The organism is Streptomyces sp. NPDC026377 (assembly GCF_055567715.1).
The window spans coordinates 249,532-272,728 of the sequence record NZ_JBVHPV010000001.1; the positions used below are offsets into that span (position 1 = coordinate 249,532).

18 protein-coding genes are annotated in these 23,197 nt (G+C 73.4%); 15 read left to right on the plus strand and 3 right to left on the minus strand.

What is annotated here, in order from left to right; genetic code table 11:
- Positions 1–114: 114 nt before the first annotated feature.
- Positions 115–354, minus strand: coding sequence for a hypothetical protein (locus tag ACZ4MU_RS01015; RefSeq protein WP_358833966.1), 240 nt, complete (start codon positions 352–354; stop codon positions 115–117).
- A 351-nt stretch (positions 355–705) separates the two neighbouring features.
- Here ACZ4MU_RS01015 and ACZ4MU_RS01020 point away from each other — a divergent pair, with 351 nt between their 5' ends.
- The 4 genes from ACZ4MU_RS01020 to ACZ4MU_RS01035 all read left to right on the plus strand — a co-directional run bounded on the left by ACZ4MU_RS01020 (position 706) and on the right by ACZ4MU_RS01035 (position 6,988).
- The gene (locus ACZ4MU_RS01020) at positions 706–2,046 is read left to right on the plus strand and encodes an ice-binding family protein (protein WP_467869413.1); all 1,341 of its coding nucleotides are present in this window, start codon (positions 706–708) and stop codon (positions 2,044–2,046) included.
- A gap of 291 nt (positions 2,047–2,337) precedes the next feature.
- Positions 2,338–2,889 (plus strand): DUF5819 family protein, encoded by a 552-nt coding sequence (locus ACZ4MU_RS01025; RefSeq protein WP_467869415.1) that lies wholly within the window; start codon positions 2,338–2,340, stop codon positions 2,887–2,889.
- A complete protein-coding gene (locus tag ACZ4MU_RS01030; RefSeq protein WP_467869417.1) occupies positions 2,879–4,126 on the plus strand; it encodes an HTTM domain-containing protein in 1,248 nt (415 codons plus the stop codon). The genes ACZ4MU_RS01025 and ACZ4MU_RS01030 overlap by 11 nt, the downstream gene beginning before the upstream one ends.
- A gap of 195 nt (positions 4,127–4,321) precedes the next feature.
- The gene (locus ACZ4MU_RS01035) at positions 4,322–6,988 is read left to right on the plus strand and encodes an RICIN domain-containing protein (RefSeq protein ID WP_467869419.1); all 2,667 of its coding nucleotides are present in this window, start codon (positions 4,322–4,324) and stop codon (positions 6,986–6,988) included.
- A gap of 27 nt (positions 6,989–7,015) precedes the next feature.
- Here ACZ4MU_RS01035 and ACZ4MU_RS01040 read toward each other — a convergent pair whose 3' ends face one another.
- Together ACZ4MU_RS01040 and ACZ4MU_RS01045 are read right to left on the minus strand one after the other, a co-directional pair.
- The gene (locus tag ACZ4MU_RS01040) at positions 7,016–8,224 is read right to left on the minus strand and encodes a GAF domain-containing protein (protein ID WP_467869421.1); all 1,209 of its coding nucleotides are present in this window, start codon (positions 8,222–8,224) and stop codon (positions 7,016–7,018) included.
- A 181-nt stretch (positions 8,225–8,405) separates the two neighbouring features.
- Complete coding sequence (locus ACZ4MU_RS01045; RefSeq protein WP_467869423.1) at positions 8,406–9,533, minus strand: LuxR C-terminal-related transcriptional regulator; 1,128 nt, start codon at positions 9,531–9,533, stop codon at positions 8,406–8,408.
- Between the two features lie 230 nt (positions 9,534–9,763).
- Here ACZ4MU_RS01045 and ACZ4MU_RS01050 point away from each other — a divergent pair, with 230 nt between their 5' ends.
- The 11 genes from ACZ4MU_RS01050 to ACZ4MU_RS01100 all read left to right on the plus strand — a co-directional run bounded on the left by ACZ4MU_RS01050 (position 9,764) and on the right by ACZ4MU_RS01100 (position 23,010).
- Positions 9,764–11,185 carry an FAD-binding oxidoreductase gene (locus ACZ4MU_RS01050; protein WP_467869425.1) on the plus strand — a complete coding sequence of 474 codons (1,422 nt, stop codon included), beginning with the start codon at positions 9,764–9,766 and terminating at the stop codon, positions 11,183–11,185.
- A complete protein-coding gene (locus tag ACZ4MU_RS01055) occupies positions 11,182–11,823 on the plus strand; it encodes an NADPH-dependent F420 reductase (RefSeq protein WP_467869427.1) in 642 nt (213 codons plus the stop codon). The genes ACZ4MU_RS01050 and ACZ4MU_RS01055 overlap by 4 nt, the downstream gene beginning before the upstream one ends.
- A 238-nt stretch (positions 11,824–12,061) precedes the next feature.
- A complete protein-coding gene (locus tag ACZ4MU_RS01060) occupies positions 12,062–13,249 on the plus strand; it encodes an MFS transporter (RefSeq protein ID WP_467869429.1) in 1,188 nt (395 codons plus the stop codon).
- Positions 13,250–13,425: 176 nt separating this feature from the next.
- Positions 13,426–14,376 carry a BTAD domain-containing putative transcriptional regulator gene (locus ACZ4MU_RS01065; RefSeq protein ID WP_467869431.1) on the plus strand — a complete coding sequence of 317 codons (951 nt, stop codon included), beginning with the start codon at positions 13,426–13,428 and terminating at the stop codon, positions 14,374–14,376.
- 255 nt (positions 14,377–14,631) lie between these two features.
- The gene (locus ACZ4MU_RS01070) at positions 14,632–16,008 is read left to right on the plus strand and encodes an aspartate kinase (protein WP_467869433.1); all 1,377 of its coding nucleotides are present in this window, start codon (positions 14,632–14,634) and stop codon (positions 16,006–16,008) included.
- A gap of 20 nt (positions 16,009–16,028) precedes the next feature.
- Entirely contained in the window at positions 16,029–16,877 is an 849-nt protein-coding gene (locus ACZ4MU_RS01075; protein WP_467869435.1) for a 2-amino-3,7-dideoxy-D-threo-hept-6-ulosonate synthase, read from the plus strand.
- Positions 16,878–16,891: 14 nt separating this feature from the next.
- The gene (griH, locus tag ACZ4MU_RS01080) at positions 16,892–17,998 is read left to right on the plus strand and encodes a 3-amino-4-hydroxybenzoic acid synthase (protein ID WP_467869437.1); all 1,107 of its coding nucleotides are present in this window, start codon (positions 16,892–16,894) and stop codon (positions 17,996–17,998) included.
- A 147-nt stretch (positions 17,999–18,145) separates the two neighbouring features.
- On the plus strand, positions 18,146–18,526 hold the full coding sequence (locus tag ACZ4MU_RS01085) for a tyrosinase family oxidase copper chaperone (protein WP_467869439.1): 381 nt from the start codon (positions 18,146–18,148) through the stop codon (positions 18,524–18,526).
- A gap of 25 nt (positions 18,527–18,551) precedes the next feature.
- A complete protein-coding gene (locus tag ACZ4MU_RS01090; protein WP_467869441.1) occupies positions 18,552–19,469 on the plus strand; it encodes a tyrosinase family protein in 918 nt (305 codons plus the stop codon).
- Between the two features lie 18 nt (positions 19,470–19,487).
- Positions 19,488–21,350, plus strand: coding sequence for an asparagine synthase (glutamine-hydrolyzing) (gene asnB / locus ACZ4MU_RS01095; protein WP_467869443.1), 1,863 nt, complete (start codon positions 19,488–19,490; stop codon positions 21,348–21,350).
- Position 21,351: 1 nt separating this feature from the next.
- Positions 21,352–23,010: a carboxylesterase/lipase family protein gene (locus ACZ4MU_RS01100; protein WP_467869445.1), complete on the plus strand. Its 1,659-nt coding sequence runs from the start codon at positions 21,352–21,354 to the stop codon at positions 23,008–23,010.
- The last annotated feature ends 187 nt before the right edge of the window (positions 23,011–23,197 follow it).

The window sequence follows — 23,197 nt, forward strand, 5'->3', positions numbered from 1 at the left end:
CGCCCCGGACACGACCCACGACCGGCAGCGACCGAGGCGGGGCCGCGGCGGACCGGGTCTCGGCGCCACGGGTGCCGCACCGTTCGGCTTCCGCCGCGGTGAGCGTCCGGACCGCTACGCGTCCTCCACATGCCCGCACGACGCGCAGACCCAGTAGTCCCGCTGCGCCCACATCGTGCGCCGGCACCGGCCGCAGCCCCGGGTCTGGATCCCGTGCGGGCCGAGCGGTGGTGGGTCCGGGGTCGTCGCGGCGTACTCGACGATCTGGTCCCGGACCCGATCGTCCGTGGTGGCGGCCATCCGGAGCAGGCGGGCGGTGCGGCTGCGGGCCTCGTCGGCGAAGTCGGTCGTCATCTCGGGAGCAGGTTACGGGCGGCCGGGCCGAGGGCGGGCCGCGTACGAGACGTTCACCTGATTGTGTCGCGGACGTCGCGGACGCACTCGACGCAGGGCCCACCCGGCCCGGCTCTCTTCGGGAGCCCCCCGAATTCCTCCGACCCCCGGACGAACGCGCCGGATTATCGGAAATATGCATTCCGCATAATTGCCGTGCATTCGAGGGCTTGACGCTCGAAAAACACAAATACCGTTCGTTTTCTGTGGACTCGTGAACATTCCTCCGTAATATGCAGCACCAGATCAAGGCTCTCCGGGCGTTTGGTTGGAGCCCGGCACGCCACGGCCCCCACAGGAAATGGCCTCTTGATGAAGCTGAAGATCCCTGAAACGGCCCGCCGCCGTACCGTGCCCGGCCTGCTGGCCTCGGCCCTCGCCGGAACGGTCGCCGCCGCGATGGTCGTCCTCTCGCCCGTCCAGGCAGTCGCCATCGCCACGCCGGTGCCGCTGGCCACGGCGGCGAGCTTCTCCGTGCTGGCGGGCGCGGGCGTCACCAACACCGGCGCCACGGTGATCGGTCACGACCTCGGGACGCACCCGAACCCCGCCATCACCGGCTTCCCGCCCGGCGACGTGCTCGGCGCCGTACACGCCGCCGACGCCGTGGCGCTGCAGGCCAAGTCCGACCTGGTCACGGCGTACAACAACGCGGCGGGCCAGGCCACGGACTTCGCCCTCGCGGCGGGAATCGGCACCGGCACCACACTGCTCCCGGGCGTCTACACCGCTTCCTCCGGTGTCGGGCTCACCGGCGATCTGATCCTGGACGCCGGAGGAAACCCGAACTCCGTGTGGGTGTTCCAGATTCCGGAGGCCCTGACGACGGCGTCCTCCAGCCGGGTGCTCCTGACGAACGGCGCCTCGCCGTGCAACGTCTACTGGCAGATCGGGAGTTCGGCCACCCTCGGTACGAACTCCACCTTCGTGGGCACCATCATGGCTCTGACGGACATCCATGTGACCACGGGGACGAACATCGAGGGCCGGGCGCTGGCCCGCAACGGTGCCGTGACGCTCGACACCAACCGGATCTTCCTCAACTCCTGCTCGACCGGGACGACCGGTGGCACCACGACGACCGGTACCACTGGCGAATCGACGACCGGTACCACCGGCGGATCGACGACCGGTGCCACGACCGGCCCCACCGGCGGCACCCCGTCCGGTCCCACGCCCGCACCCGGATCGACGACCGGCAGCACCGCCGGTCTGATCGGCGGGGGCCTGGTCAACGGTGGTCTCCTGGGCGGGCCCCTCGTCAGCGTCACGGGCGGCGCCTCTGCCGGGAACACCTCCGGCAACACGGCGGGCAACAACGTCACCACCGGGAACACCTCGGGCAACACGGCCGGGAACACCTCCGGCAACACCGCCGATCAGCACGGCGGCCACCCCGGTGAACGCCCCGGCCACCACCCCGGCAAGCCGGAACAGCACGGTGGACCGGACCACGGTGGCGGCTACGGCCATCACCGGCCGGGCGGCTATGGGCACGAGGGTGCCCCCGGCAGGCCGGAACACGGTCACGGTGGTGGGCCCGGTGACCACCACGGTCACGGTTACGGCGGCCACGGCCATGACGCCGCCCCCGGCAACTACGGCTACGGCGACGCACCGAAGTCCGACGGCCGGGACGGCTACGGAGCCTAGTCGGCGGATGGCGCGTCCGTGCACCGGATGACGGCGTGCGGTGGGATCCCCTGATCCCACCGCACGCCGCCGGTGCCGGTCCGCGAAGACTTCCCAAGCCGGGGCAGCGGACACGAGAAAGCAAGGTGGGCGGTGTCGAGCGGAATTGATTCAGCGCACGTCGGGGAGTGCCGGCGGACCGGTGCCGGCCCGCTGCCGGGGGAACGGCGTGCGGACACCGACCCGCCCCCGGGACGGCCCAGGGGCGCCAGGGCCCTCAGAGCGGGGCTGCGCACCGCCGTCCTCCTGTGTGTGGCGACGACCCTGGTCCACCTCGGTGCGGTCTTTCTCCATGTGGCTCCGCCCAACCCCCTCTCACAGCGGTACGGCCGACAGGTCGACGCGTGGGTCTACCCCCTGTTCGAACAGAACTGGCGGCTCTTCGCCCCCAACCCCGACTCCGTCAACCGGCGCGTATGGGCACGGACCGCGCACACCGCACCCGACGGCTCGGCGCGCGTCGGCCCCTGGACCGATCTGACCGCGCGGGACCGTGCCGCCGTCGCACACGACCCGTTTCCCAGCCACACGGCTCAGAACCTCCTGCGCCGCGCCTGGTCCTCGTACGCCGACACCCACGGCGCGGACGACACGGAACGCTCGCCGCGCGCCGTGATGACGCGGAAGTACCTGACCAACATCGCGGCGGACCGCCTTGCCGATCGCCGCGCCGGCACGTTCGAGTTCATCCAGCTCCGGGTCGTCACCGCGCCCGTCGCCGCGCCCGGGCACCGGCCGCCGGTGCCGGCGCCGGTGGAGAGCCGGCTCCTGCCCTGGTGGAAGGTGACCCCCCATGGGAACTGAGCAGGTCCGCGAACTCCCGGCCCCGGCCGCCGCACCCGGCGGCTACGCGGGCGGGGCAGGCGCCCCCGGCGCGGTCCACCGTCTGCTGCGCGCACGGGCCGATGCCTTCTGGGACGTTCTCACCGGCCGGCCGGTGTCCTTGTACGCCACGTCGGTGCTGCGCATCGGGTACGGGCTGCTCTATCTGGTATTCCTCCTGCGGGAGTTCCCGCACCGGGACGAGATGTGGGGGCCCGGCTCCCCGTGGACACCCGCCCTGGCGGCACAGCTCTTCGACCAGACGGGGTGGTGGAGCTTCCTGCTCCTGTCGGACAGCCGCGCCTACTTCGAACTCTGCTACGCGCTGGCCCTGTTGACGTCCGTCCTCTTCGTGCTGGGCTGGCGGACCCGGGCCACGTCCGTGCTGTTCGCCGTCGTGGTGACCTCCTTCCATGCCAGGGCGATCTTCATGACGGACGGGGGCGACAATCTGCTCCTGCTGATGGCCCTCTACCTCGTGTGCACGGCGTGCGGTCGGCGCTGGTCGCTGGACGCGCGCCGAGAGCGGATCAAGGCGGCGCGTACGGACGGTGCGCGGGCGCGTAGCCGTGGCGCCCAGGACCTGCGTGCGGCCCGCCGGACGCTGGTCACCGTGGTGCACAACTGCGGCGTCTTCGTGATCGCGGCCCAGGTCTGCTTCCTGTACGGGTCGGCCGGTCTGTACAAGGTCCAGGGCTCGTTCTGGGACGACGGCACCGCGCTGCACTATGTGCTGAACCTGGAGCTCTTCCAGCCGTGGCCCGCGCTCTCCCACGCCATGGACCAGTACCCGCTCGTGATGGCGGTCGTGGGCTACCTGACGGTCCTCACCCAGGTCGCCTTTCCGTTCGTGCTGTTCGGCCGGCTCAAGTACCCCGTGCTGGTCCTGTTGCTGGGCATGCACGTCGCCATCGCGCTGGTGCTGGGGCTGCCTCTCTTCTCGGGCACGATGATCATCGCGGACGCCGTGTTCCTTCCCGACCGCTTCTACACGTTCCTGCCCCGCCTGCTTCGGCGCGGCGACGGGCGAGGCGGCGGGCGAGGCGGCGGGCGAGGCGGCGCGCCCAAGCAGGCGGGGCAGGCGGAGCAGGGCACCGGGCTCGGAGCCGTTCCACCGCAGGGTGGCCATCCGCACGGCCGGGAGGAGTCCCGGCCGGTGCCCCGACCGGCCAGCGGTCACGGCGGTCCCTCGCCGTCCCCTCCGGCGGTGACGCAGTAGCAGCCGCGTCCCGTGCCGGCGGCAGCGCGGCCCGGGAAGGCCGCCGCCGCACGGCGCCCCTTGCCGCCCGGCCCGGGAAAAGCCGCCGCGCACGGCAACCCTTGCCGCCCCAGCGACCACAAGTAAGCGGATCCGGCCGGTTCCGGTCGCCGGGATCCGTTGTGCCTCTGCTGAACGGCTGCAAGGAGACCCCCCATGAACAACCCCGTGCACGGCGCGCGCCGCGGGCGCCATCGCCGTCGTTGGACCGCCACCGGGCTGATGCTCGGTGTGCCCGCCATCGTGTTGCCGTACTTCCTGTTCGTGCAGGACGACTCGCAGGCCGCGACCGTCGACGGCAGCGCCTACTACGCGTTGGTCTCCGTACGCAGCGGCAAGGTGCTGGACGTCAACGCCTTCTCCACCGCCGACGGCACCCGCGTCCAGCAGTGGACCGACCAGCACACCGCCAACCAGCAGTGGAAGCTGAAGTCCGCCGGGAACGGCTACTACGAGCTCGTGAACCGCAACAGCGGCAAGGTGCTGGGCATAGCGGGCGGCTCGGCCGCCCGGGCCGCCGCCGCCGAGCAGCAGACCGGCTCCTCCTCCCCCTCCCAGCAGTGGCGGATCGACGAGGCCGGCGGTTCCGGCGCCGTCACGTTCACCTCGCGCCGGAGCGGGCAGGTCCTGGACGTCCTCGGGGGCTCCACGGCCGAGGGCGCGGCCGTCGTGCAGTATCCGGGCCGGGGCAGCACCAACCAGCAGTGGAAGCTGGTCAAGGTGACCGAGGCGCCCACGACCGGGAGCGGGAAGGGGGCCGGGAGCGGGGAGGCGCATTCCGCCGCCGCCGGGCCGTACACCTGGAAGAACGCCCAGGTCGTCGGGGGTGGTTACGTCACCGGACTGGTCTTCAACCCCCGCGAGAAGGGCCTGCTGTACGCCCGCACCGACATGGGCGGCGCCTACCGCTGGGACACGGCCGCCGAGCAGTGGATCCCGCTGACCGACTGGATCGGCGAGAAGGACTGGAACCTGCTCGGCATCGACTCGCTCGCCACCGACCCCGTCGACCCCGCCCGGCTCTACCTCGCGGCCGGTACCTACACCAACGAGTGGGCGGGCAACGGCGCGATCCTGCGCTCCACCGACCGGGGCCGCACCTTCCAGCGCACCGATCTGCCCTTCAAGGTCGGCGGCAACGAGGACGGCCGCGGCGCCGGGGAGCGGCTCGCGGTCGACCCCTCCGACAACGGCACCCTGCTGCTGGGCACCCGTAAGAACGGGCTGTGGCGCAGCACCGACCACGGGGTGAGCTGGAGCCAGGTCTCCTCGTTCCCCGTCAAGGGCGGGGCGGGCAGCGGCGCCGGGATCTCCTTCGTGACGTACGGGCCCGCGGGGAGCAGGACGGTGTATGCCGGGGTCGCCGACAAGTCCGCCTCCCTGTACCGCTCCACCGACGGCGGCGGCAGCTGGCAGGCCGTCCCCGGGCAGCCCACCGGCCAGCTGCCGCAGCACGGCGTGGTCTCCGGTGACGGTTCGCTGTATCTGACGTACACCGACGCCCTGGGCCCCAACGGCGTGACGGCCGGCTCGGTGTGGAAGTACGCGCCGAAGGGCGGCGCCTGGAAGAACGTCTCCCCGTCCCGGGGCGGTTACGGGTTCTCCGGGCTGGCCGTCGATCCGCGCAAGCCGTCCACGGTGATGGTCACCACCCTCGACCGCTGGTGGCCCGAGGACGAGGTCTACCGGACCACCGACGGCGGGGCGACCTGGAAGGCCCTGGGCTCGACGTCGGTACGGGACGCCTCCGGCGCTCCGTACGTCGGTACCGGCATCGGGCACTGGATGACCGCTCTGGCCATCGACCCCTTCGACTCCGGGCACGTGCTGTACGGCACGGGCAGCGGCATCTGGGCCAGCAAGGACGCCGACGCCGTCGACAGCGGGCGCACCAGCCACTGGACCGTGGGCGCCCGGGGGCTGGAGGAGACCGCGCTGGCGGACGCGATCGCCCCGCCCGGCGGTGCCGCCGTCATCACCTCCATGGGCGACCAGGGCGGCTTCCGCCACGACTCCCTCACCCAAGTGCCCGCCGGGCAGTTGAAGAACCCGGCGATGACGAACAGCACCGACATCGACTTCGCGCAGTCCAACCCCTCGGTGATGGTCCGCGTGGGCCGGGGCGGCGCGCAGGACGGGGCCTACTCCGCCGACGGCGGCCGCACCTGGGCGGGCTTCGGGTCGGAGCCGGTCGGCAGCGCCCACAGCGGGCACGTCGCGCTCTCGGCGGACGGCTCCGTCATCGTCTGGACCGAGGCGGGCCAGGCCCCGTACCGCTCGGTGGACAGGGGGGCTCACTGGTCGAAGGCCGGCGGTCTGGGTACCGACGCCGTGGTCGTCGCCGACCGCTCCTCGGCCAGGACCTTCTACTCGCTCTCCGGCGGCACGCTCCACGCCAGCACGGACGGGGGCGCGACCTTCACGGCCCGCGCCACCCATCTGCCCGACGGCCGGCTCACGGCCGTTCCCGGCGTCGAGGGGGACCTGTGGATCTCCGGCGGCGGCAACGGGCTGCTGCACTCCACCGACGGCGGCCGTACGTTCGCCCCGGTCGCCGCCGTGCGGTCCGCCTCCGCGCTCGGCTTCGGCAAGGCCGCGCCCGGCGCCTCCTACCAGGCCCTCTATCTGATCGGTACGGTCAAGGACGTCACCGGGGTCTTCCGCTCCACCGACCGGGGCGCCACCTGGCTGCGCGTCAACGACGACGCCCACCAGTGGGGCGCCATCGGCGGCGTCGGCGTCATCACCGGGGACCCCGATGTCTACGGCCGTGTGTACCTCGGCACCAACGGACGCGGTCTGCTGTACGGCGACCCGTCCTGACGCCGGGCGCCTGAGGGGCCCGGCCCCTCAGGCGCAGTGGCTGTCGAACCCCCCGACCTCCGCCGCCCCCCGCCCCCTGCCCACCCCGATCGCCAGCGCCACCGCCTGCCCCGCGTAGGCCAGCATCCGCTCGCCCTCGGGGGTGAGGGCGGTGCGGGGGCGGGCCAGGATGTGGCCCAGCCAGGTGGGGCCCGCCCAGATCGCCGCCTGCCAGGTGCCGGGGTCGAGGAGCTGCGGAGTGCGGGGGGCCGGGGCGGGGGCGGGGAGGTCCGGCCAGGGGTCCTCGCGGCCCGCCAGGACGCGGCCTCGGTGGTCGCGGACCAGGATCTCGGCGTCGAGCAGGACGCCCACCTCCGCCGCCAGGCCCGCCACGCCCCGGCCGGAGAGGGCGAAGCCGATGATGTGGTCGCGTACCGCCTCCAGCGAGCGCTCCTTCTCGATCGTCTCCATCGCCAGCGCGCTGTGCTCCTCCAGCTTGGCGACCTCGGCGTTGTAGAGCTCCAGCCACTGGGCCTTGTCGACCGCGGCCGCCGCCAGGTCAGCGAGCGAGCCGAGGAGGGCGGCCTCGTCGGGCTCGAAGTGGCGTACGTCGCGGTGCGCGGCGTACAGGACGCCCACCGTGCCGCTGGCGTGGTGCAGCGGCAGCGCAAGCACCGAGCGGATCCCCTCGCGGGCGATCGCCGCGTCCAGGGCCGCGTCGTGCTCGATACGGGTCTCCGCGTGGTAGTCGGGCGTCCAGAAGGGCGCGCCCGTGCCCCTGACCACCGCCCCGATGCCGTGGTCGCCGGACAGGTGCAGGCCGATGTGGAGCGAGGTGGTGGCGCCCGCCGACGCCCGGACCACCGAGTCGCCCGAGCCCGTCGTCAGCAGGGCCACGAACGCCATGTCCACGTGGAGCAGCGCCCGGGTGCGGTGGGCGACCGTCTTCACCAGGCCGTCCACGTCGCAGGACGAGGCCAGTTCGCGGGCCGTGTCCAGCAGGGCCGCCAGGTCCGCCTCGCGCCTGCGGCGGCGGTCGAGCAGGCCGTGGACCGTGCGTCCCAGACGGCCCGCCCGGTGGACGAGGGCCAGTTCCTCCGCCGTCGCGCCCCGGTCGTGGGCATTCAGCAGGACTTCCTCCATGGCGTCCAACGGCGCCTGGGATGCGAGGAGTTCGAGGATCCGTAACGCTCCCCCGGTGCCGTCCCCGCCGCCGGGCTCCCCGTGTGCCGCCGCAGCCGCCGTTCCCTTCGCCACCACAAGCCTCCCCCGGACGCGTCGGCCTCAGCGATACGCATCGGTGACCCCCCTCAGCGTTCCGCGCCCAAGATATGTGCGCGTTGTGTGGAGGCGGAAGGGGGAAGTCATGGGGATCCGGTGATCCTGTATCCGGCCCGCCTCCCCTGCGGGCGCGGCGGCCGGCGGGTCAGGCGCCCCCTCACCCCCACACCCGCTGCTCCGACTCCTCCCCCAGCGGCGCGTAGTGCTCGGTGAACAGCTTCGCCACCAGTTCGCCGCGGCTGGACACCCGGACCTTCTCGAAGATCGCCTTCACATGGTCGCGGACCGTGTGCGGCGAGAGGAACAGTTTCCCGGCCATCTCCGCGGTGCCCAGACCGCGCGCGATGTGCTGGGTGATCTCCAGTTCGCGGTCGGTCAGTTCGTACGCCTTCACCATCAGCGGGGCAACCTCCGAGATGGAGGCACGCTCGATCACCACGGCCGACGCGCCGAGTTCGCCGTCCGCGCCGCGCAGGCAGGAGGCGTGGCAGGCCAGCCAGCGGCCTCCCCTGCTGCGCACCCGGACCCGGGCCACGCCCTTGTCCCAGCCCGCCGCGATCGCCCGGGCCTTGCTCGCCGTGCTGTGCATCCAGGCCGGGACCGCCACCCCCAGCGGGGTCGGGGTGGAGGGGCCGGGCAGCAGGTCGTCCAGGAGCTCGCGGGCCTCGTCGTTGACCGAGAGCAGGCCGCCCGAGGCGTCGAAGAGCAGCAGGCCGGGACCGGGGCCGTGGCTCGGGGTCGGCTCCGCGGACGGCTCGGTGAAGGACCGCAGCCGCCGGGCCATCGCCGCGGAGAGCTCCTTGACCACCAGCGCGTCGTCCGCGCCGAACGCCGGTGCCCCCTGCGCGCGGAAGAGGCTGACCTGGCCCCACGGATGGCCGCCGACCCGCAGTACGGCACGCAGCTCGTCGTCGAGGCCGCGCGGCGCCAGGAAGTCGCGGTAGAGGGTGCTGCGGCCGGGCAGCCCGCCGGTGGCCTCGCGCAGCCCCGCCACCGGCAGCGGCGCCCGGGCGAGGTCGCGGAAGAGGTTGATGTTCTCGGTGAGCAGCTCCGACTCCCAGTAGACCGAGCAGCCCTCCTCGGTGAGGTTCTCCACCCGGATCGGCGAGGTCATCATGCCCGTCACCGGGTCGGTCGCCCGCCACACCGAGGCGTCGTAGGGGATGAGGCGGCGCAACTGCTCGGAGGCGGTCGCGAACAGGGCGAGGGCGTCGGGAGCCGCGCCGATGGCCGTCAGGAGCGTGCCGATGGCGTGGGTGGTGCTCGCGTTCCTGGGGACGGTCACGGGCCGGTACTCCTCGCTCGCCACCCCTCGCGCGCGGGTGGGCCTGGTCGGGTGCGCGTCTGCCACTCCATGCTCCCGCACCCGAACGCCCCGCACACCCCCCTCAGTTGAGGGGGGCCGGGCCCCGCCTACACCTTGATGTCGGGATGTCGCCCCGGGCCCGCGCCGCCGACGATGGACCACGCCGCCGACCCGCCCCCCGCCCCGCGCCGACTGAGGAGGCACCCCTCGTGCGATCCGCCGTGCAGCACCCCCCGCACCTCCCCGCCGACCAGGTGGCCGCGCTCGCCGCCGCCGTACGGGGGCCGGTCCTCCTGCCCGGCCAGGACGGGTACGCGCGGGAGAGCGCGGGCTTCAACACCCTGCTGGAACAGCGTCCCGCGCTGGTGGTGGGCGCGACCGGGGCCGCGGACGTGGCGGCGGCGGTCCGGTTCGCCGCCGGGCACGGTCTGCCGGTCGCGGTCCAGGCCACCGGCCACGGCGTGGCCCGGGCCGCCGACGGCGCGGTCCTCGTCTCCACCCGCCGGATGACCGGGCTGCGGATCGACCCGGAGCGCCGGACCGCGCGCCTGGCCGCCGGGGTGCGGTGGGAGCAGGTGATCCACGAGGCCGCGGCCCACGGCCTGGCCCCGCTCAACGGCTCGTCCCCGCTGGTCGGCGCCGTCTCGTATACGCTCGGCGGCGGCCTCGCGGTGCTGGCCCGCACCTTCGGGTACGCGGCCGACCACGTCCGGAGCCTCGACGTGGTCACGGCCGACGGGGTGCTTCGCCAGGTGGACCCGGAGCGGGAGCCCGAGCTGTTCTGGGGGCTGTGCGGCGGCAAGGGCAACTTCGGGATCGTCACCTCGATGGAGACCGGCCTCATGCCGGTGCCCCGGCTGTACGGCGGGGCGCTCACCTTCGAGGGGGCGGCGGCCCCGGCCGTGCTGCCCGCCTGGCTGGAGTGGACGGCGTCGGCGCCCGGGGAGATGAGCTCCTCGCTGGCGCTGGTCCGCTTCCCCGACGACCCCGCTCTGCCCGCCGAGGTGCGGGGCCGGTTCGTCGCGCAGGTGCGGATCGCGTACACGGGCACGGCGGCCGAGGGCGCCCGGCTCGTCACGCCGCTGCGCCGGTCGGCGCCGCGTGTCCTCGACACCGTACGGGAGATGCCGTACGCCGACGTCGCCTCGGTCCACGGCGATCCGACCGAGCCCTACCCGTACCACGAGCGCACCCTGATGCTCCGCGAGCTGGACCGGGCGGCGGCCGGGCGGCTGCTGGCGGCGGCCGGGCCGGACTCCGGGTGCTCGCTCGGGCTGGTGGAGCTGCGCCACCTCGGCGGGGCGCTGCGCCGGCCGGTGCGCCACGAGAACGCGGTGGGCAACCGGGACGCGGACTTCTGCCTGCTCACCGTCGCCCCCGGCGGACCGCGCCCGGCGGGGGCGAGGGGCCAGGACGACCTCCTCCTGGAGCGGCTGGCGCCCTGGGCGACCGGCGGGAAGTACCTCAACTTCCTGGACGCCTCGGCCGGTGACGACCATGTCCGGGCGGCCTTCACCCCCGAGGCGTACGCCACTCTCGGCGCGCTCAAGGCGCGGTACGACCCCGCCAACGTCTTCCGCGTCAACCACAACATCGCCCCGGCACCCCTGGCGAGCGAGGTGCCGGCGTGAGGATCGGGGTGGTCGGCGCGGGGCCCATGGGCCGGGCCGCAGCGCGGCAGTTCGCGCTCGCGGGCGAGACCGTACGGCTCACCGACCGTTCCCCGGAGCGCGCGGTGCGGGCGGCCGGGGCGGCGGGCGCGGGCACCCGGGGCCGCGTCGAGGCCCATGACGTCGACGGCGTCCTGGAGGCCGACCTCATCACGCTCGCCATGGGCAGCGAGGACACCCTCGCCTTCGTCACCCGGCACCGCGCCGCGCTCGCCGGGAAGATCCTCATCGACACCACCAACCCGGTGGAGGAGGCCGGGGCGGCGGCGCTCGGCCGGGCGGGACCGAGCATGACCGAGCTGATCGCCCGGGCCGCCCCGCAGTCCTCGGTGGTCAAGGCCTTCAACACCGCCTGCGCGGCGACCCTCTTCGCCGGGCGGGTCGACGGCGCCCACCTCGACGTGTTCGTGGCGGGCGACGACTACAGCGCCAAGATCCCGGTGATCGAGCTGATCGACCGGGCGGGGCTGCGCGGCCTCGACGCGGGCGGTCTGCGCAACGCGCACGTCCTGGAGCAGATGGCGCTGCTGTGCATGGAACTGATCGAAAGGCTGGGCCTGGGCCGCGACGCCGGGATCAAGCTCCTGCCGGACGGGTGACCGGGCCCCGGCCCCGGGACCCGCTCCCCGGCTCCGTACCGGCCGCGCCGTCCCGCCCCCGGCCCCTTACCGGCCTCACTGCCCCCGTCCCGTCCCTGCCCCCGGCCCGTACCAACCTCGCTCCCCCACCCCCGTCCACCGCGTCCCACCCGGACCGCATGTCCCCCGACCCCGTCCACCGCGCCCCCCGGGCCGCCCGTCCCCCGTCCCCTCCCCGCACCCCTCCGAAGGAGTCACCGTGCGTCTGCGCCTACTCGTCCTCGCGTTGGGAAACTTCGCGATGGGCGTCGACACGTTCATCATCGCGCCGATCCTCGACCCCATGGCCGACGACTTCGGCGTCTCCCGCACCACCGCGGGCTGGCTGATCACCGCCTTCGCGCTGGCGTACGCCATCGGCGGGCCGCTGCTCGCCGCCGCCACCGGCCACCGGCCGCCCCGCCAGCTGCTGCTCGGCGCGCTCGGCGTCTTCGCGGTCGGCAACGCGCTCACCGCGGTGGCCGGGGACTACTCCTGGGCCATGGCGGGGCGGGTGGTGGCCGGCGCCGGTGCGTCCATGTACACCGCCAACTCCCTGGCCGTGGCCCGGGCGATGGTGCCGCCCGAGCGGGCCGGACGGGCGGCCGCGCTGGTGGTGGGCGGGCTGACCGCGGCCATCGTGCTCGGCCTGCCGCTGGGCGCCTGGCTCGGCGACCAGGCGGGCTGGCGCGCGGCCCTGTGGCTGGTGGTGGGGCTCACAGCGGCGGCCACCGCCGGTATCGCGGCCAGCGTGCCGCGGCTGAAGGGGCAGGCGGCTGCGACCCTGCGGGCCCGGCTCGCGCCGCTCGGGCAGCCGCGCGTCCTGGTCACGCTGATCGCCACCTGGCTCTGCCTGAGCACCAGTTGGACCGTCTACAACTACATCGACGAGGTGATGGACGAGGCGACCGGCGGCGACGCGGGCCGCACCTCGCTGATCCTGCTCTGCTTCGGCATCGGGGCGGTGTCGGGCAACCTGCTCACCGGGCGCCTCACCGACCGGATCGGGCCGGTGCGGACCATCACCGTCGCCGCCCCGCTCCTGGTCACCGCCGCGACACTGACCCCGCTGCTCTCGAAGTCGCTCGGCGCGGGCATCGCGCTGGCCGTCGCCTGGGGCGTGTGCCACTGGATGATCAACGTGCCGCAGCAGATGCGGCTGGTGGCGACCGCGCCGCAGTCCGCGCCGCTCCTGCTCGGCCTGCACCAGAGCACCATCTACATCGGGATCAGCACCGGGGGCGTGGCCGGGGCCGCGGGCTACTCCGCCGGCGGAGCCTCGGGCGTCGGCTACGCGGCCCTCGTCGTGGGGATCGTGGCGCTCGGCGTCCTCGCGCTCTCGCTGCGCATCAACAGGCCGGCCGCCTCCCCCGCCACGACCGCCCCCGCCGCCGCCCCGGCCCGGTAGGGGCGCCCGCCACGACCCGCTCTACGCGTACTCCACGGCCCATCTGAAATCCTTGCCGAAGACGTTCCGCCCGGCCGCCGCATCGGCCGGGCCGGAATGGTTGCCCCTGGCGGCCGAAACGGTCTCCAGCGGCCGAAAAGAGATGCTAGAACGCCGACTTGGGGAGGGCTCAGCCAATGCAGTCAGCGCGAAACCCGGCATTCACTTTCCGCATACTCGGTCCACTGGAAGTCGAATGCGCGGGCCGCAAGGTCCGCCTCGGTGGATTTAGGCAACAGGCACTGCTCGCCACGCTGTTACTGGAAGCCGAACACGTCGTACCGATCGAACGGCTCCTGGAGGCCATCTGGGAGGACACCCCGCCCGCCTCCGCGAAGGGGCAGGTGCGCATCTGCGTCTCCGCCATCCGGCGCCAGTTCGTCGGGGCGGGCGTGGGGGACCTCATCGAGACGCACCCGGCCGGGTACCGCATCCGGGTGCCGAACACCGCGCTCGACCTCGCCCGCTTCGCCCATCTCGCGACGCTGGGCCGGTCCGCCGCCCGCGAGGGGCAGCCCGAGCAGGCCGTCGACCTGTTCCGCTCGGCGCTGGCGCAGTGGAAGGGCCCGGTGGCGGCGGGCCTGGAGAGCAGGGTGCTGCGCCAGGCCGCGACCATGCTGCGCGAGGAGCAGCTGTCCGTCCTGGAGGAGTGCGTCGACCTGGAGCTCCAGATGGGACGGCACCGCAAGGTGGTCGGGGAGCTGTACCGGCAGGTCGCCGAGAACCCCTACCGCGAGCAGATGTGCGCCCAGCTCATGCTCGCCCTGTACCGCTCGGGGCGGCAGGCCGACGCGCTGCGGCAGTTCCGCGAGACCCGCACGCTCCTCTCGGCGGAGCTGGGCATCGACCCCGGGGAGTCGCTGCGCACCCTGGAGCGGGCCATCCTGTCCGAGGATCCCTCCCTGGACGCGCCCGGCCGTCCGGCCCCGGTGGAGGCGGGCCGTACGGCTCCGGTCGCGTCCCTGATCCGCCAGCCCTCGCACCGCGCGGTGAAGATGTCCTGGGCCGACCACACCCTGGCGATGCGCACCCGGCTGACCAGTTTGCAGCAGGCCAATCTGCGCCTCCAGGCGACGTTGAATCTCTGACGAAATCGGGTGGGCACCGTCCCCACCAGCGTTGTCCCTGATGCCCCGTGCCTGAGGCACGGGGCATTTCGCGTCCGGTATCGCCGCGCCCCCGGCCGCGATATCCGCGTGAAACCTGGCCGATACGCGCCTTTGACAGCGTCACCGCCGGTGGGGCCGGACCGGAGAGGAACGGGGAACCGGGAGAAAGCCCCGCCGAAGCCGCGTGAAAGGACTGCTTCATGGCTCTCTCGAACGGCGGAGGTGACCCCGCGCATGGCGCCCTCGCCGCACGACCCGGCCGGACCCGGCCCTGACCGCACCGACCCGCCGGGCCCCGCAGACCGCGAGGTCCCGGCACGCCCCGACGGCTCCCCGCGCTCCGACCGGCGCGGACCCGTGGTGCAGAAGTACGGCGGGAGCTCGCTCGCCACGATCGAACAGGTGCGTGCCGTGGCGCAGCGGGTCGCCGCCACCCACCGCACCGGCCGTCCGGTGGTCGTCGTGGTCTCGGCCCGGGGGAGGACCACCGACCGGCTGCTCCGGCTGACCGAGGCCCTCGGGGCGCCCCCGGCGGGCCGCGAGACCGACCAGCTGCTCGCGACCGGCGAGAACGCCTCCGCCGCGCTGCTGGCCATGGCGCTGCACCGGAACGGGGTGCGGGCGGTGTCCCTGGTGGGCGCCCAGACCGGCATCCTGGCCACCGGTACGCACGGCCGCGGGGTGATCGTCACCGTGGACACCGACAGCATCGACGCGGTGCTCGCCCGGGGCGCCGTCGCGGTGGTCGCCGGGTTCCAGGGGCTCACCGCCGGGCGCGATGTGATCACCCTGGGGCGCGGCGGTTCGGACACCACCGCCGTGGCCCTCGCCGCCGAACTCGGCGCCGCCCACTGCGAGATCTACACCGACGTCGACGGGGTGTTCACCGCCGACCCGCGGCTGCTGCCCGGCGCCCGCGTCCTGCCGGCCGTCGACGTCGACGTGATGGCCGAGATGTCGTTCGCCGGTGCCCGCGTCATGCACGCCCGGGCCGTGGAGCTGGCGGCGCTGCGCAAGGTCGACATCCACGTCAAGCACTCCGCACGGCCCGGCCCCGGGACCGTGATCGCCGCCAGGGAGGAGACGAAAGCCGACATGCTCGAATCAGCGACGACCGTCACCGGAGTGGTCCTCGACGCGGACGTGGCCCGGGTCACCCTGCGCTTCGACGCGGGCGACGCGGACGCGGCGACCGACGTGTTCGCCTTCCTGGCCCGCGAGTCCCTCACCGTCGACATGGCCGCGCTCTTCGACGAGAGCACCGGCGTGAACATCGGCATCACCCTGCACACCGACGACGTGGAGCCGCTGCGGGACTACCTGGCGCGGCGCCCCGGACCGCCGGGCCGGCCGATGGAGTCCGACGAGCGGATCACCAAGCTCTCCCTCGTCGGTACGGGGCTGCTCAGCCGCCCCGACAGCACCGCCCGCATGCTGCGCTGTCTCAAGTCGGCCGCCATCGCGCCCAGTTCGGTGTCGACCTCGCAGATGCGGATCTCGGTGACCGTCCCGGACGACGACGCGGTACGGGCCGCCCGGGTCCTGCACGACGAGTTCGGCCTGACCGCGCTCAACGCCGGTACGGGCGTCACCGCGCCCGTACCCGCCTGATCCGACTGAGGAGGTAGTTGATGTTGCACCATTCGTTCGCACGGCAGCTGCGGCTGCGCAGGATCCACCGCCACGGCGGCGACCGGCTGCTGATCGTCCCGCTGGACCACTCGGTCACGGACGGCCCGCTGACCGGTGGGAAGCGCCTGGACCACCTGGTCGGACGGCTGGCGGACAACGGCGTGGACGCGGTGGTCCTGCACAAGGGCAGTCTGCGGTACGTCGACTCCGCCCGCTTCGCCCGCACCTCGCTGATCGTGCACCTGAGCGCCAGCACCGTGCACGCCCCCGACCCCAACGACAAGTACCTGGTCGCCAGCGTCGAGGAGAGCCTGCGCCTGGGCGCGGACGCGGTCAGCGTGCACGTCAACCTCGGCTCCGTCCAGGAGCGGCGGCAGATCGCGGACATGGCCGCCGTCGCGGACGCCTGCGACCGGTGGAACGTGCCGCTGCTCGCCATGATGTACCCGCGCGGCCCGAAGATCACCAATCCGCGCGACCCCGCGCTGATCGCCCACGCGGCCTCGCTCGCCGCCGATCTGGGCGCCGACGTGGTCAAGACCGTCTGCGCCGAGACCGTCGCGGAGATGCGCGACATCACCTCCGCCTCGCCGGTCCCGCTCGTCGTCGTGGGCGGTCCCCGGGAGCCCGACGAGGCCCGGGTGCTCGCCTACGTGGACGAGGCGCTGCGCGGCGGCGCCAGCGGGGTGGCGATGGGCCGCAACGTCTTCCTCGCACCGGACCCCGGGGCGATGGCCGCCAAGGTCGCCCGGCTGATCCACCCCGTACCCGTACCGCACGCGCACGAGATGCCCGCGCCCGGCGCGGTTCCCGACGCCTCCCCCGTACCGCTGACCACCGTCTCTTAAGAGGAGTTCGCCCCATGAAGCTCAGCTGGCTCGACGCCCGTTCGCTCGGCGAGGCCAAGGACGCCATCCTCCAGGAGGCCCTGCACTACCGGCTGGAGGGCATCGTCGCCGACGACCCCGCCGACCTCGCCGATCTGCCGCCGACCGTCACCAAGGTGCTCTTCCCGCAGGGCAAGCCGCTGCCCGCCGAGTTCGGGGACGCGTCCGTGGTCATCGTGGACCCGGCCCGGCACGGGATCACCCCGGCCGAACTCGCCCTGAAGCACCCGGAGGTGGAGTTCGGGCGCTTCGTGGAGATCATCGACGCGCCGACCCTGGAGGACGCCTGCGAGTCGGCCCGTACCGAGAAGTGGAGCGTGCTGCTCTTCCGCGACCCCACCAAGATCCCGCTGGAGATCGTGATCGCGGCCGCGGCCCGCGCCACCGGCAGCATGATCACGGTGGCCCAGGACGTGGAGGAGGCCGAGATCATCTTCGGTGTCCTGGAGCACGGCTCGGACGGCGTGATGATGGCGCCCAGGGCCGTCGGCGACGCCGCGCACCTCAAGGCCGCCGCCACCGCCGACGTGCCCGACCTCAACCTGGTCGAGCTGGAGGTACGCGGCACCGAGCACATCGGCATGGGCGAGCGCGCCTGCGTCGACACCTGCACGTACTTCCGCGAGGACGAGGGCATCCTGGTCGGCTCGCACTCCAAGGGCATGATCCTGTGCGTCAGCGAGACGCACCCGCTGCCCTACATGCCGACGCGGCCCTTCCGGGTCAACGCCGGCGCGATCCACTCGTACACGCTCTCCAAGGACGAGCGGACCAACTACCTCAGCGAGCTGAAGGCGGGCAGCAAGGTCCTCGCCGTCGACATCAAGGGCCAGACGCGGCTGGTCACGGTCGGCCGGGTCAAGATCGAGTCTCGGCCGCTGATCTCGATCGACGCGGTGGCGCCCAACGGGCAGCAGGTGAACCTGATCCTCCAGGACGACTGGCACGTGCGGGTCCTGGGACCCGGGGGTGTGGTGTTGAACAGCACCGAGCTCAAGCCGGGGGACAAGGTGCTCGGGTTCCTGCCGAGCGAGGACCGGCACGTAGGTTATCCGATCGATGAGTTCTGCCTGGAGAAGTAGCCGGGTCCTGCCTCGTCGTTCGGCTGCCGGTCCGCTTGGGCTGGTCGCGCAGTTCCCCGCGCCCCTGCAGGGCGCCCAGTACGGCAGTGTCCGGGCGCGACACACCCGGGTGTCGCGCCCCCACCCCCACCCACAGAAGGGACCCCCATGCTCAACCGACGTGATGTGATCAAGCGCGGCGCCGTCGCCGCCACCGTCGCCACCGGGCTCTCCGGAGCCGCCGGGGTCGCCGTGTACGGCTCCCGGGCGGACTCCGAGGCTCCGGCCGTCACCGCCGCCCACGGCGACGACCACACCGAGACCTACAAGGGCCGCACCATCCGGGTCACCCGCGCCGGTGCCGGCCACGCCGTCTCCATCGACGGCACACCGCTGCACCTGATGCAGCTCGGTGAGGGCGCCTATCTGAGCGCCCTGTGCCACTACGAGGTCGCCAGGACGCCCCTGCACGCCGCCCGCGCGGCCGTGGACGAACTGCACGGCGCCCACCTCGTACCGCTCGGCGACGCCTCCCACCACTCCATGTGATCCCGCGAGATTGAGGAACAGGACCATGACGCACGTCCGCAGGAACCACCTGGACATGTCGCGCGGCGAACGGCGGCGGTTCATCAAGGCCGTCCTGGAGATCAAGCGGCGCGGGATCTACGACCGGTTCGTCAAGCTCCACGTCGACGTCAACTCCCAGGACTACCTCGACAAGGACACCGGCAAGCGGGTCGGCCACATCAACCCCGGGTTCTTCCCCTGGCACCGGCAGTACCTGATGGAGTTCGAGAGGGAGCTGCGCCGCGTCGACCCCACGGTGACCCTGCCGTACTGGGACTGGACCAGGGACCAGTCGCCCCACTCGCCGCTGTGGGCGGACGACTTCATGGGCGGCGACGGGCGGCCCTCGGACGGCATGGTGATGACCGGCCCGTTCGCCTACCCCAACGGCTGGGAGCTGCGCGTCAACGTCCAGCCCGAGGGCGACGAGAACCCGGCGCTCAACGGCCACTACACCGTCGACGACCGCAAGTTCCTGATCCGCCGCATCGGGCAGAAGATGCCCTCACTGCCCTCCCCCGAGCAGCTGAGGCAGACCATGGACCTGCCGGTCTACGACTGCCCGCCGTGGAACTACACCTCCGGCAGCCGGCCTCCGTACAACAGCTTCCGCAACCACCTGGAGGGCTACACCAACTTCGCCTGGGAGCCCCCGGCGGGGAAGCTGCACGGCGCGGGCCACCAGTGGGTGGGCGGCCACATGATGTACATCTCCTCCCCCAACGACCCGGTCTTCTTCCTGCACCACTGCTTCATCGACAAGATCTGGGCCGACTGGCAGACGCTCCACCCGGACGTGCCGCACTACCTGCCGCAGGAGCCGACGCCCGAGGTCGCCGACCCGAGCACCCCGCTCTTCCCCTGGCACACCAAGACCGTGGCCGAGGTCGTCGACCACCGCCGGTACTACACCTACGCCTGACGAGAGGGGGTCCGGGACATGTGCGGAATAGCGGGCTGGGTCGGCTACGGCCACGACGTGAGGCAGCACGAGGACAGCGCGCGGGCCATGACCGCCACCATGGTGTGCCGAGGGCCCGACGCGGGCGGGGTGTGGACCGGGCGGCACGTCGCCCTCGGCCACCGGCGCCTCGCGGTCATCGACATCGAGGGCGGCAGGCAGCCGATGGCCGCCGGGTTCGGCGTCGCCCCCGAAGCGGTCGTCACCTACAGCGGCGAGGTCTACAACTACCGTGAACTGCGGGCGGAGTTGAGCGCCCGGGGCCACCGGTTCCGTACCGAGAGCGACACCGAGGTGGTGCTCCAGGCGTATCTGGAGTGGGGCGAGGCGTTCGTCGAGCGGCTCAACGGGATGTTCGCCTTCGCCCTGTGGGACACCCGCAGCGAGGAACTGCTCCTGGTGCGCGACCGGATGGGCGTCAAACCGCTGCTGTACTACCCCACCGACGACGGCGTGCTCTTCGGCTCCGAGCCCAAGGCGGTCCTCGCCCATCCGCTGGCCGAGCCGGTCGTCGACGCCGAGGGCCTGCGCGAGGTGTTCGGTCTGACGATGACGCCCGAGAACGCGGTGTTCCGGGGCATGTACGAGGTGCGGCCCGGCAGCATGGTCCGCCTCTCGCGGCGCGGACTGCGCAAGGTCCGGTACTGGCAGCTCCAGTCCCGCCCGCACACCGACGACCTCGACACCACCGTCGGCACGGTCCGCGAGATCCTCGACGACACCGTGCGCCGCCAGCTCGTGTCCGACGTGCCGCTGTGCTCGCTGCTCTCCGGCGGCCTCGACTCCAGCGCGGTCACCGCGCTCGCCGCGCGGGCGCTCGCCGAGGAGGGCGGCGGCGAGCGCATCCGCACCTTCTCCGTCGACTTCACCGGCCACGCCGAGCGGTTCGAGGCGAACGCGGTCTGGGAGGCGCCGGACGCGCCGTTCGTGAAGGAGGCCGTGGCCCACATCGGCACCGACCACGAGGACATCGTCCTGGACAACGCGCAGCTGCTCACCCCCGAGGTGCGCGGCGCGGTCCTGCGGGCCCTGGACCTGCCCACCGTCACCGGCGACATGGAGTACTCCCTCTACCTGCTCTTCCAGGCGGTACGGGCCCGCTCCACGGTCGCCCTGTCCGGCGAGTCCGCCGACGAACTCTTCGGCGGCTACAGCCACTTCCACGACCCCGAGGCGGTCTCCTCGGCCACCTTCCCCTGGCACCTGCCCTTCCGCCGGGCCGGCGGCCAGGACGCCCTGCGCGTCACGGGCCTGTGGGACCGGCTCGACCTCGGCGCCCACATCGACCAGCGCTACAAGGAGTCGCTCGCGGACGTCCCCGCCCTGCCCGGCGAGAGCCCGCACGAGGCCCGGATGCGCGAGATCAGCCATCTGCACCTCACCCGCTTCGTGAACTTCCTGCTCGACCGCAAGGACCGGATCAGCATGGCGGTGGGCCTGGAGGTCCGGGTCCCGTTCTGCGACCACCGCCTCGTCGAGTACGTCTTCAACACCCCCTGGGCGATGAAGACGTTCGACGGCCGCGAGAAGAGCCTGCTGCGGGCGGCGACGCGGGACGTGCTGCCGCGCTCGATCGTGGAGCGCAAGAAGAGCCCGTACCCCTCCACCCAGGACGTCCGCTACGAGCTCTCCCTGCGCGACCGCGTCGCCGCCCTGGCCTCGGGCGACTCCCCCGTCCTCGACCTGGTCGAGCCGAAGGGGCTGCGGCGGCTGCTGGAGCGCCCGGTGGGCTCGTACGCGATCGGCGGGCCCTACAGCGGGCGGGCGGTCATGGAACGGCTGGTCGACCTGGACGCCTGGATCCGCGGCCTCGGCGTCCGCTTCGTGCCCGAGGCGGGCTGAGGTGGACGCCTCCGCGGTGGGCCGCCGGGCCGTGCTCGCGGCCACGGCGGCCGCCGCGGTGGTGGGCGCGGCCCCGGCCGCCGCCCGCCCGGTGGCCGGGGCGAGAGCGTCCGGCCCGGTGGTGGCCCGCACCACCGCCGGGCCGGTGGCCGGGGTGCGCGAGGGCGGGGCGCTGGTGTTCCGGGGCGTGCCGTACGCCCAACCGCCGCTGGTGGCGCTCCGGTTCACCTCCCCGAGGCCGCCCAGCCCCTGGCGCGGGGTGCGCGACGCCACCCGGTTCGCCCCGCCCTTCCTCCAGCCCCTCGACCCCGCCGGCCGCGAGGACGCGCTGTACGCCAACGTCTGGACGCCCGGCACACGCGGGCGGCGCCCGGTCCTCGTCTACATCCACGGCGGCGGCTGGCAGGTCGGCGCGGGCAGCCGGCCCACGTACGACGGGACCCGCCTCGCCGTCCGCGGCGACCTGGTCGTCATCACCTTCAACCACCGGATGGGGGCCTTCGGTTTCGGCAGCCACGAGGAGCTGACCGACGACGCCACCGGCGACTGCGCCAACTGGGGCCTCCAGGACCAGGCCGCGCTGCTGCGCTGGGTCCACGACAACGCCGAGGCGTTCGGCGGCGACCCGGGCAACATCACCCTCGCCGGCACCTCGGCGGGCGGCGCCTCCGCCTGGCAGCTCGCCCTCCGCCCCCACCTGCGCGGCCTGATCCGCCGGATCGTCCCGATCAGCGCCTGCCACGTGTGGGCGCCCGCCACCTCGCTGACCGTCCCGGACGCGCGCCGCGTGTACGAGGAGGTGGCCGCCCGCCTGGGCACGACCGTACGGGGGCTGCGCACCGCGCCCGCCCCGGCGGTCCAGGACGCCTGGTTCTCGGTCTTCTCCGGGGCCCCGGGCGGGCGGGCGGTGGGCAGCGGGCGCGAGTACCGGGGGCCGGTGGTCGACGGGCGCTGGATGCGCGGCTTCGACCACGAGCTGGCCACGCCCGCGGTGCCCGTCCTGTCGGTCCACACCCGCACCGAGGGCTCCTTCTACACCGGCCCCGGCTCCCCCATCCCCACCCCCGCGCCCACCGACGACGCCTCGCTGCGGGAGGCGGTGCGCGGGGTGCTGCTCAAGGGCGCGGCACGGGTCCCCGACGCGCTGGCCGACGGGTGCGTGGACGCGTACCGGGCCGCCGCCGTGGCCGAGGGGCTGCCACTGGACCCGGTGTCGCTGTGGACCGACGTGTGGGGCGACGGCCTCTTCCGGTACCTGAACGTCCGCCTCGCCGAGCGGCACGCCCGTACGGGGACGGCGCCCGGGTATCTGATGGAGTTCGCCCATCCGGCGCGCGCGCCCTGGTTCGGCACCCCGCACGAGCACACCTCCCCGTTCCTCTTCGGCACGTACGGTCTGCCCGGGAATGTGGAGGCGTGCGGGGACGGGCCGGGTGAGGTGCGGGTCGGGGACGCCTTCATGGACCTGGTGGCGTCGTTCGCCCACACGGGCGTCCCGACCGCCCCCGGGGTCCCGGCGTGGCCCCCCTTCGCACCCGGCCGCGCGAGCACGCTGATCCTGGGCGAACCGGGCGGGCCACGGGTTGCGGAGGTGTCGAAAGGGGGGCAGTTGGGGTTCTGGGAGGGGGCCGGGGCGGGCTGGATGCCACAGGTGCGGTGACCCTTCCGTCCCCGCGAGGGGGGTGCGGCCCGGGGGGCCTGAGGTTGTCCCCTGACCTGCGGCCCGGTGGTGGGCCGCTCGCGCAGTTCCCCGCGCCCCTAGAGGGGCCTGAGGTGGTCCCCAAACCTGCGGGCCGGTGGCCGGTTGCCCGCGCAGTTCCCCGCGCCCCTGGGTAGTCCCCCGCGCC

Bases quoted from the DNA above. Each gene is read 5' to 3' on its own strand.
- ACZ4MU_RS01015 (WP_358833966.1), bottom strand. From the start codon at position 354: ATGACGACCGACTTCGCCGACGAGGCCCGCAGCCGCACCGCCCGCCTG.
- ACZ4MU_RS01020 (WP_467869413.1), top strand. From the start codon at position 706: ATGAAGCTGAAGATCCCTGAAACGGCCCGCCGCCGTACCGTGCCCGGC.
- ACZ4MU_RS01030 (WP_467869417.1), top strand. From the start codon at position 2,879: ATGGGAACTGAGCAGGTCCGCGAACTCCCGGCCCCGGCCGCCGCACCC.
- ACZ4MU_RS01035 (WP_467869419.1), top strand. From the start codon at position 4,322: ATGAACAACCCCGTGCACGGCGCGCGCCGCGGGCGCCATCGCCGTCGT.
- ACZ4MU_RS01065 (WP_467869431.1), top strand. From the start codon at position 13,426: ATGCAGTCAGCGCGAAACCCGGCATTCACTTTCCGCATACTCGGTCCA.
- ACZ4MU_RS01070 (WP_467869433.1), top strand. From the start codon at position 14,632: ATGGCGCCCTCGCCGCACGACCCGGCCGGACCCGGCCCTGACCGCACC.
- ACZ4MU_RS01075 (WP_467869435.1), top strand. From the start codon at position 16,029: ATGTTGCACCATTCGTTCGCACGGCAGCTGCGGCTGCGCAGGATCCAC.
- griH (WP_467869437.1), top strand. From the start codon at position 16,892: ATGAAGCTCAGCTGGCTCGACGCCCGTTCGCTCGGCGAGGCCAAGGAC.
- ACZ4MU_RS01085 (WP_467869439.1), top strand. From the start codon at position 18,146: ATGCTCAACCGACGTGATGTGATCAAGCGCGGCGCCGTCGCCGCCACC.
- ACZ4MU_RS01090 (WP_467869441.1), top strand. From the start codon at position 18,552: ATGACGCACGTCCGCAGGAACCACCTGGACATGTCGCGCGGCGAACGG.
- asnB (WP_467869443.1), top strand. From the start codon at position 19,488: ATGTGCGGAATAGCGGGCTGGGTCGGCTACGGCCACGACGTGAGGCAG.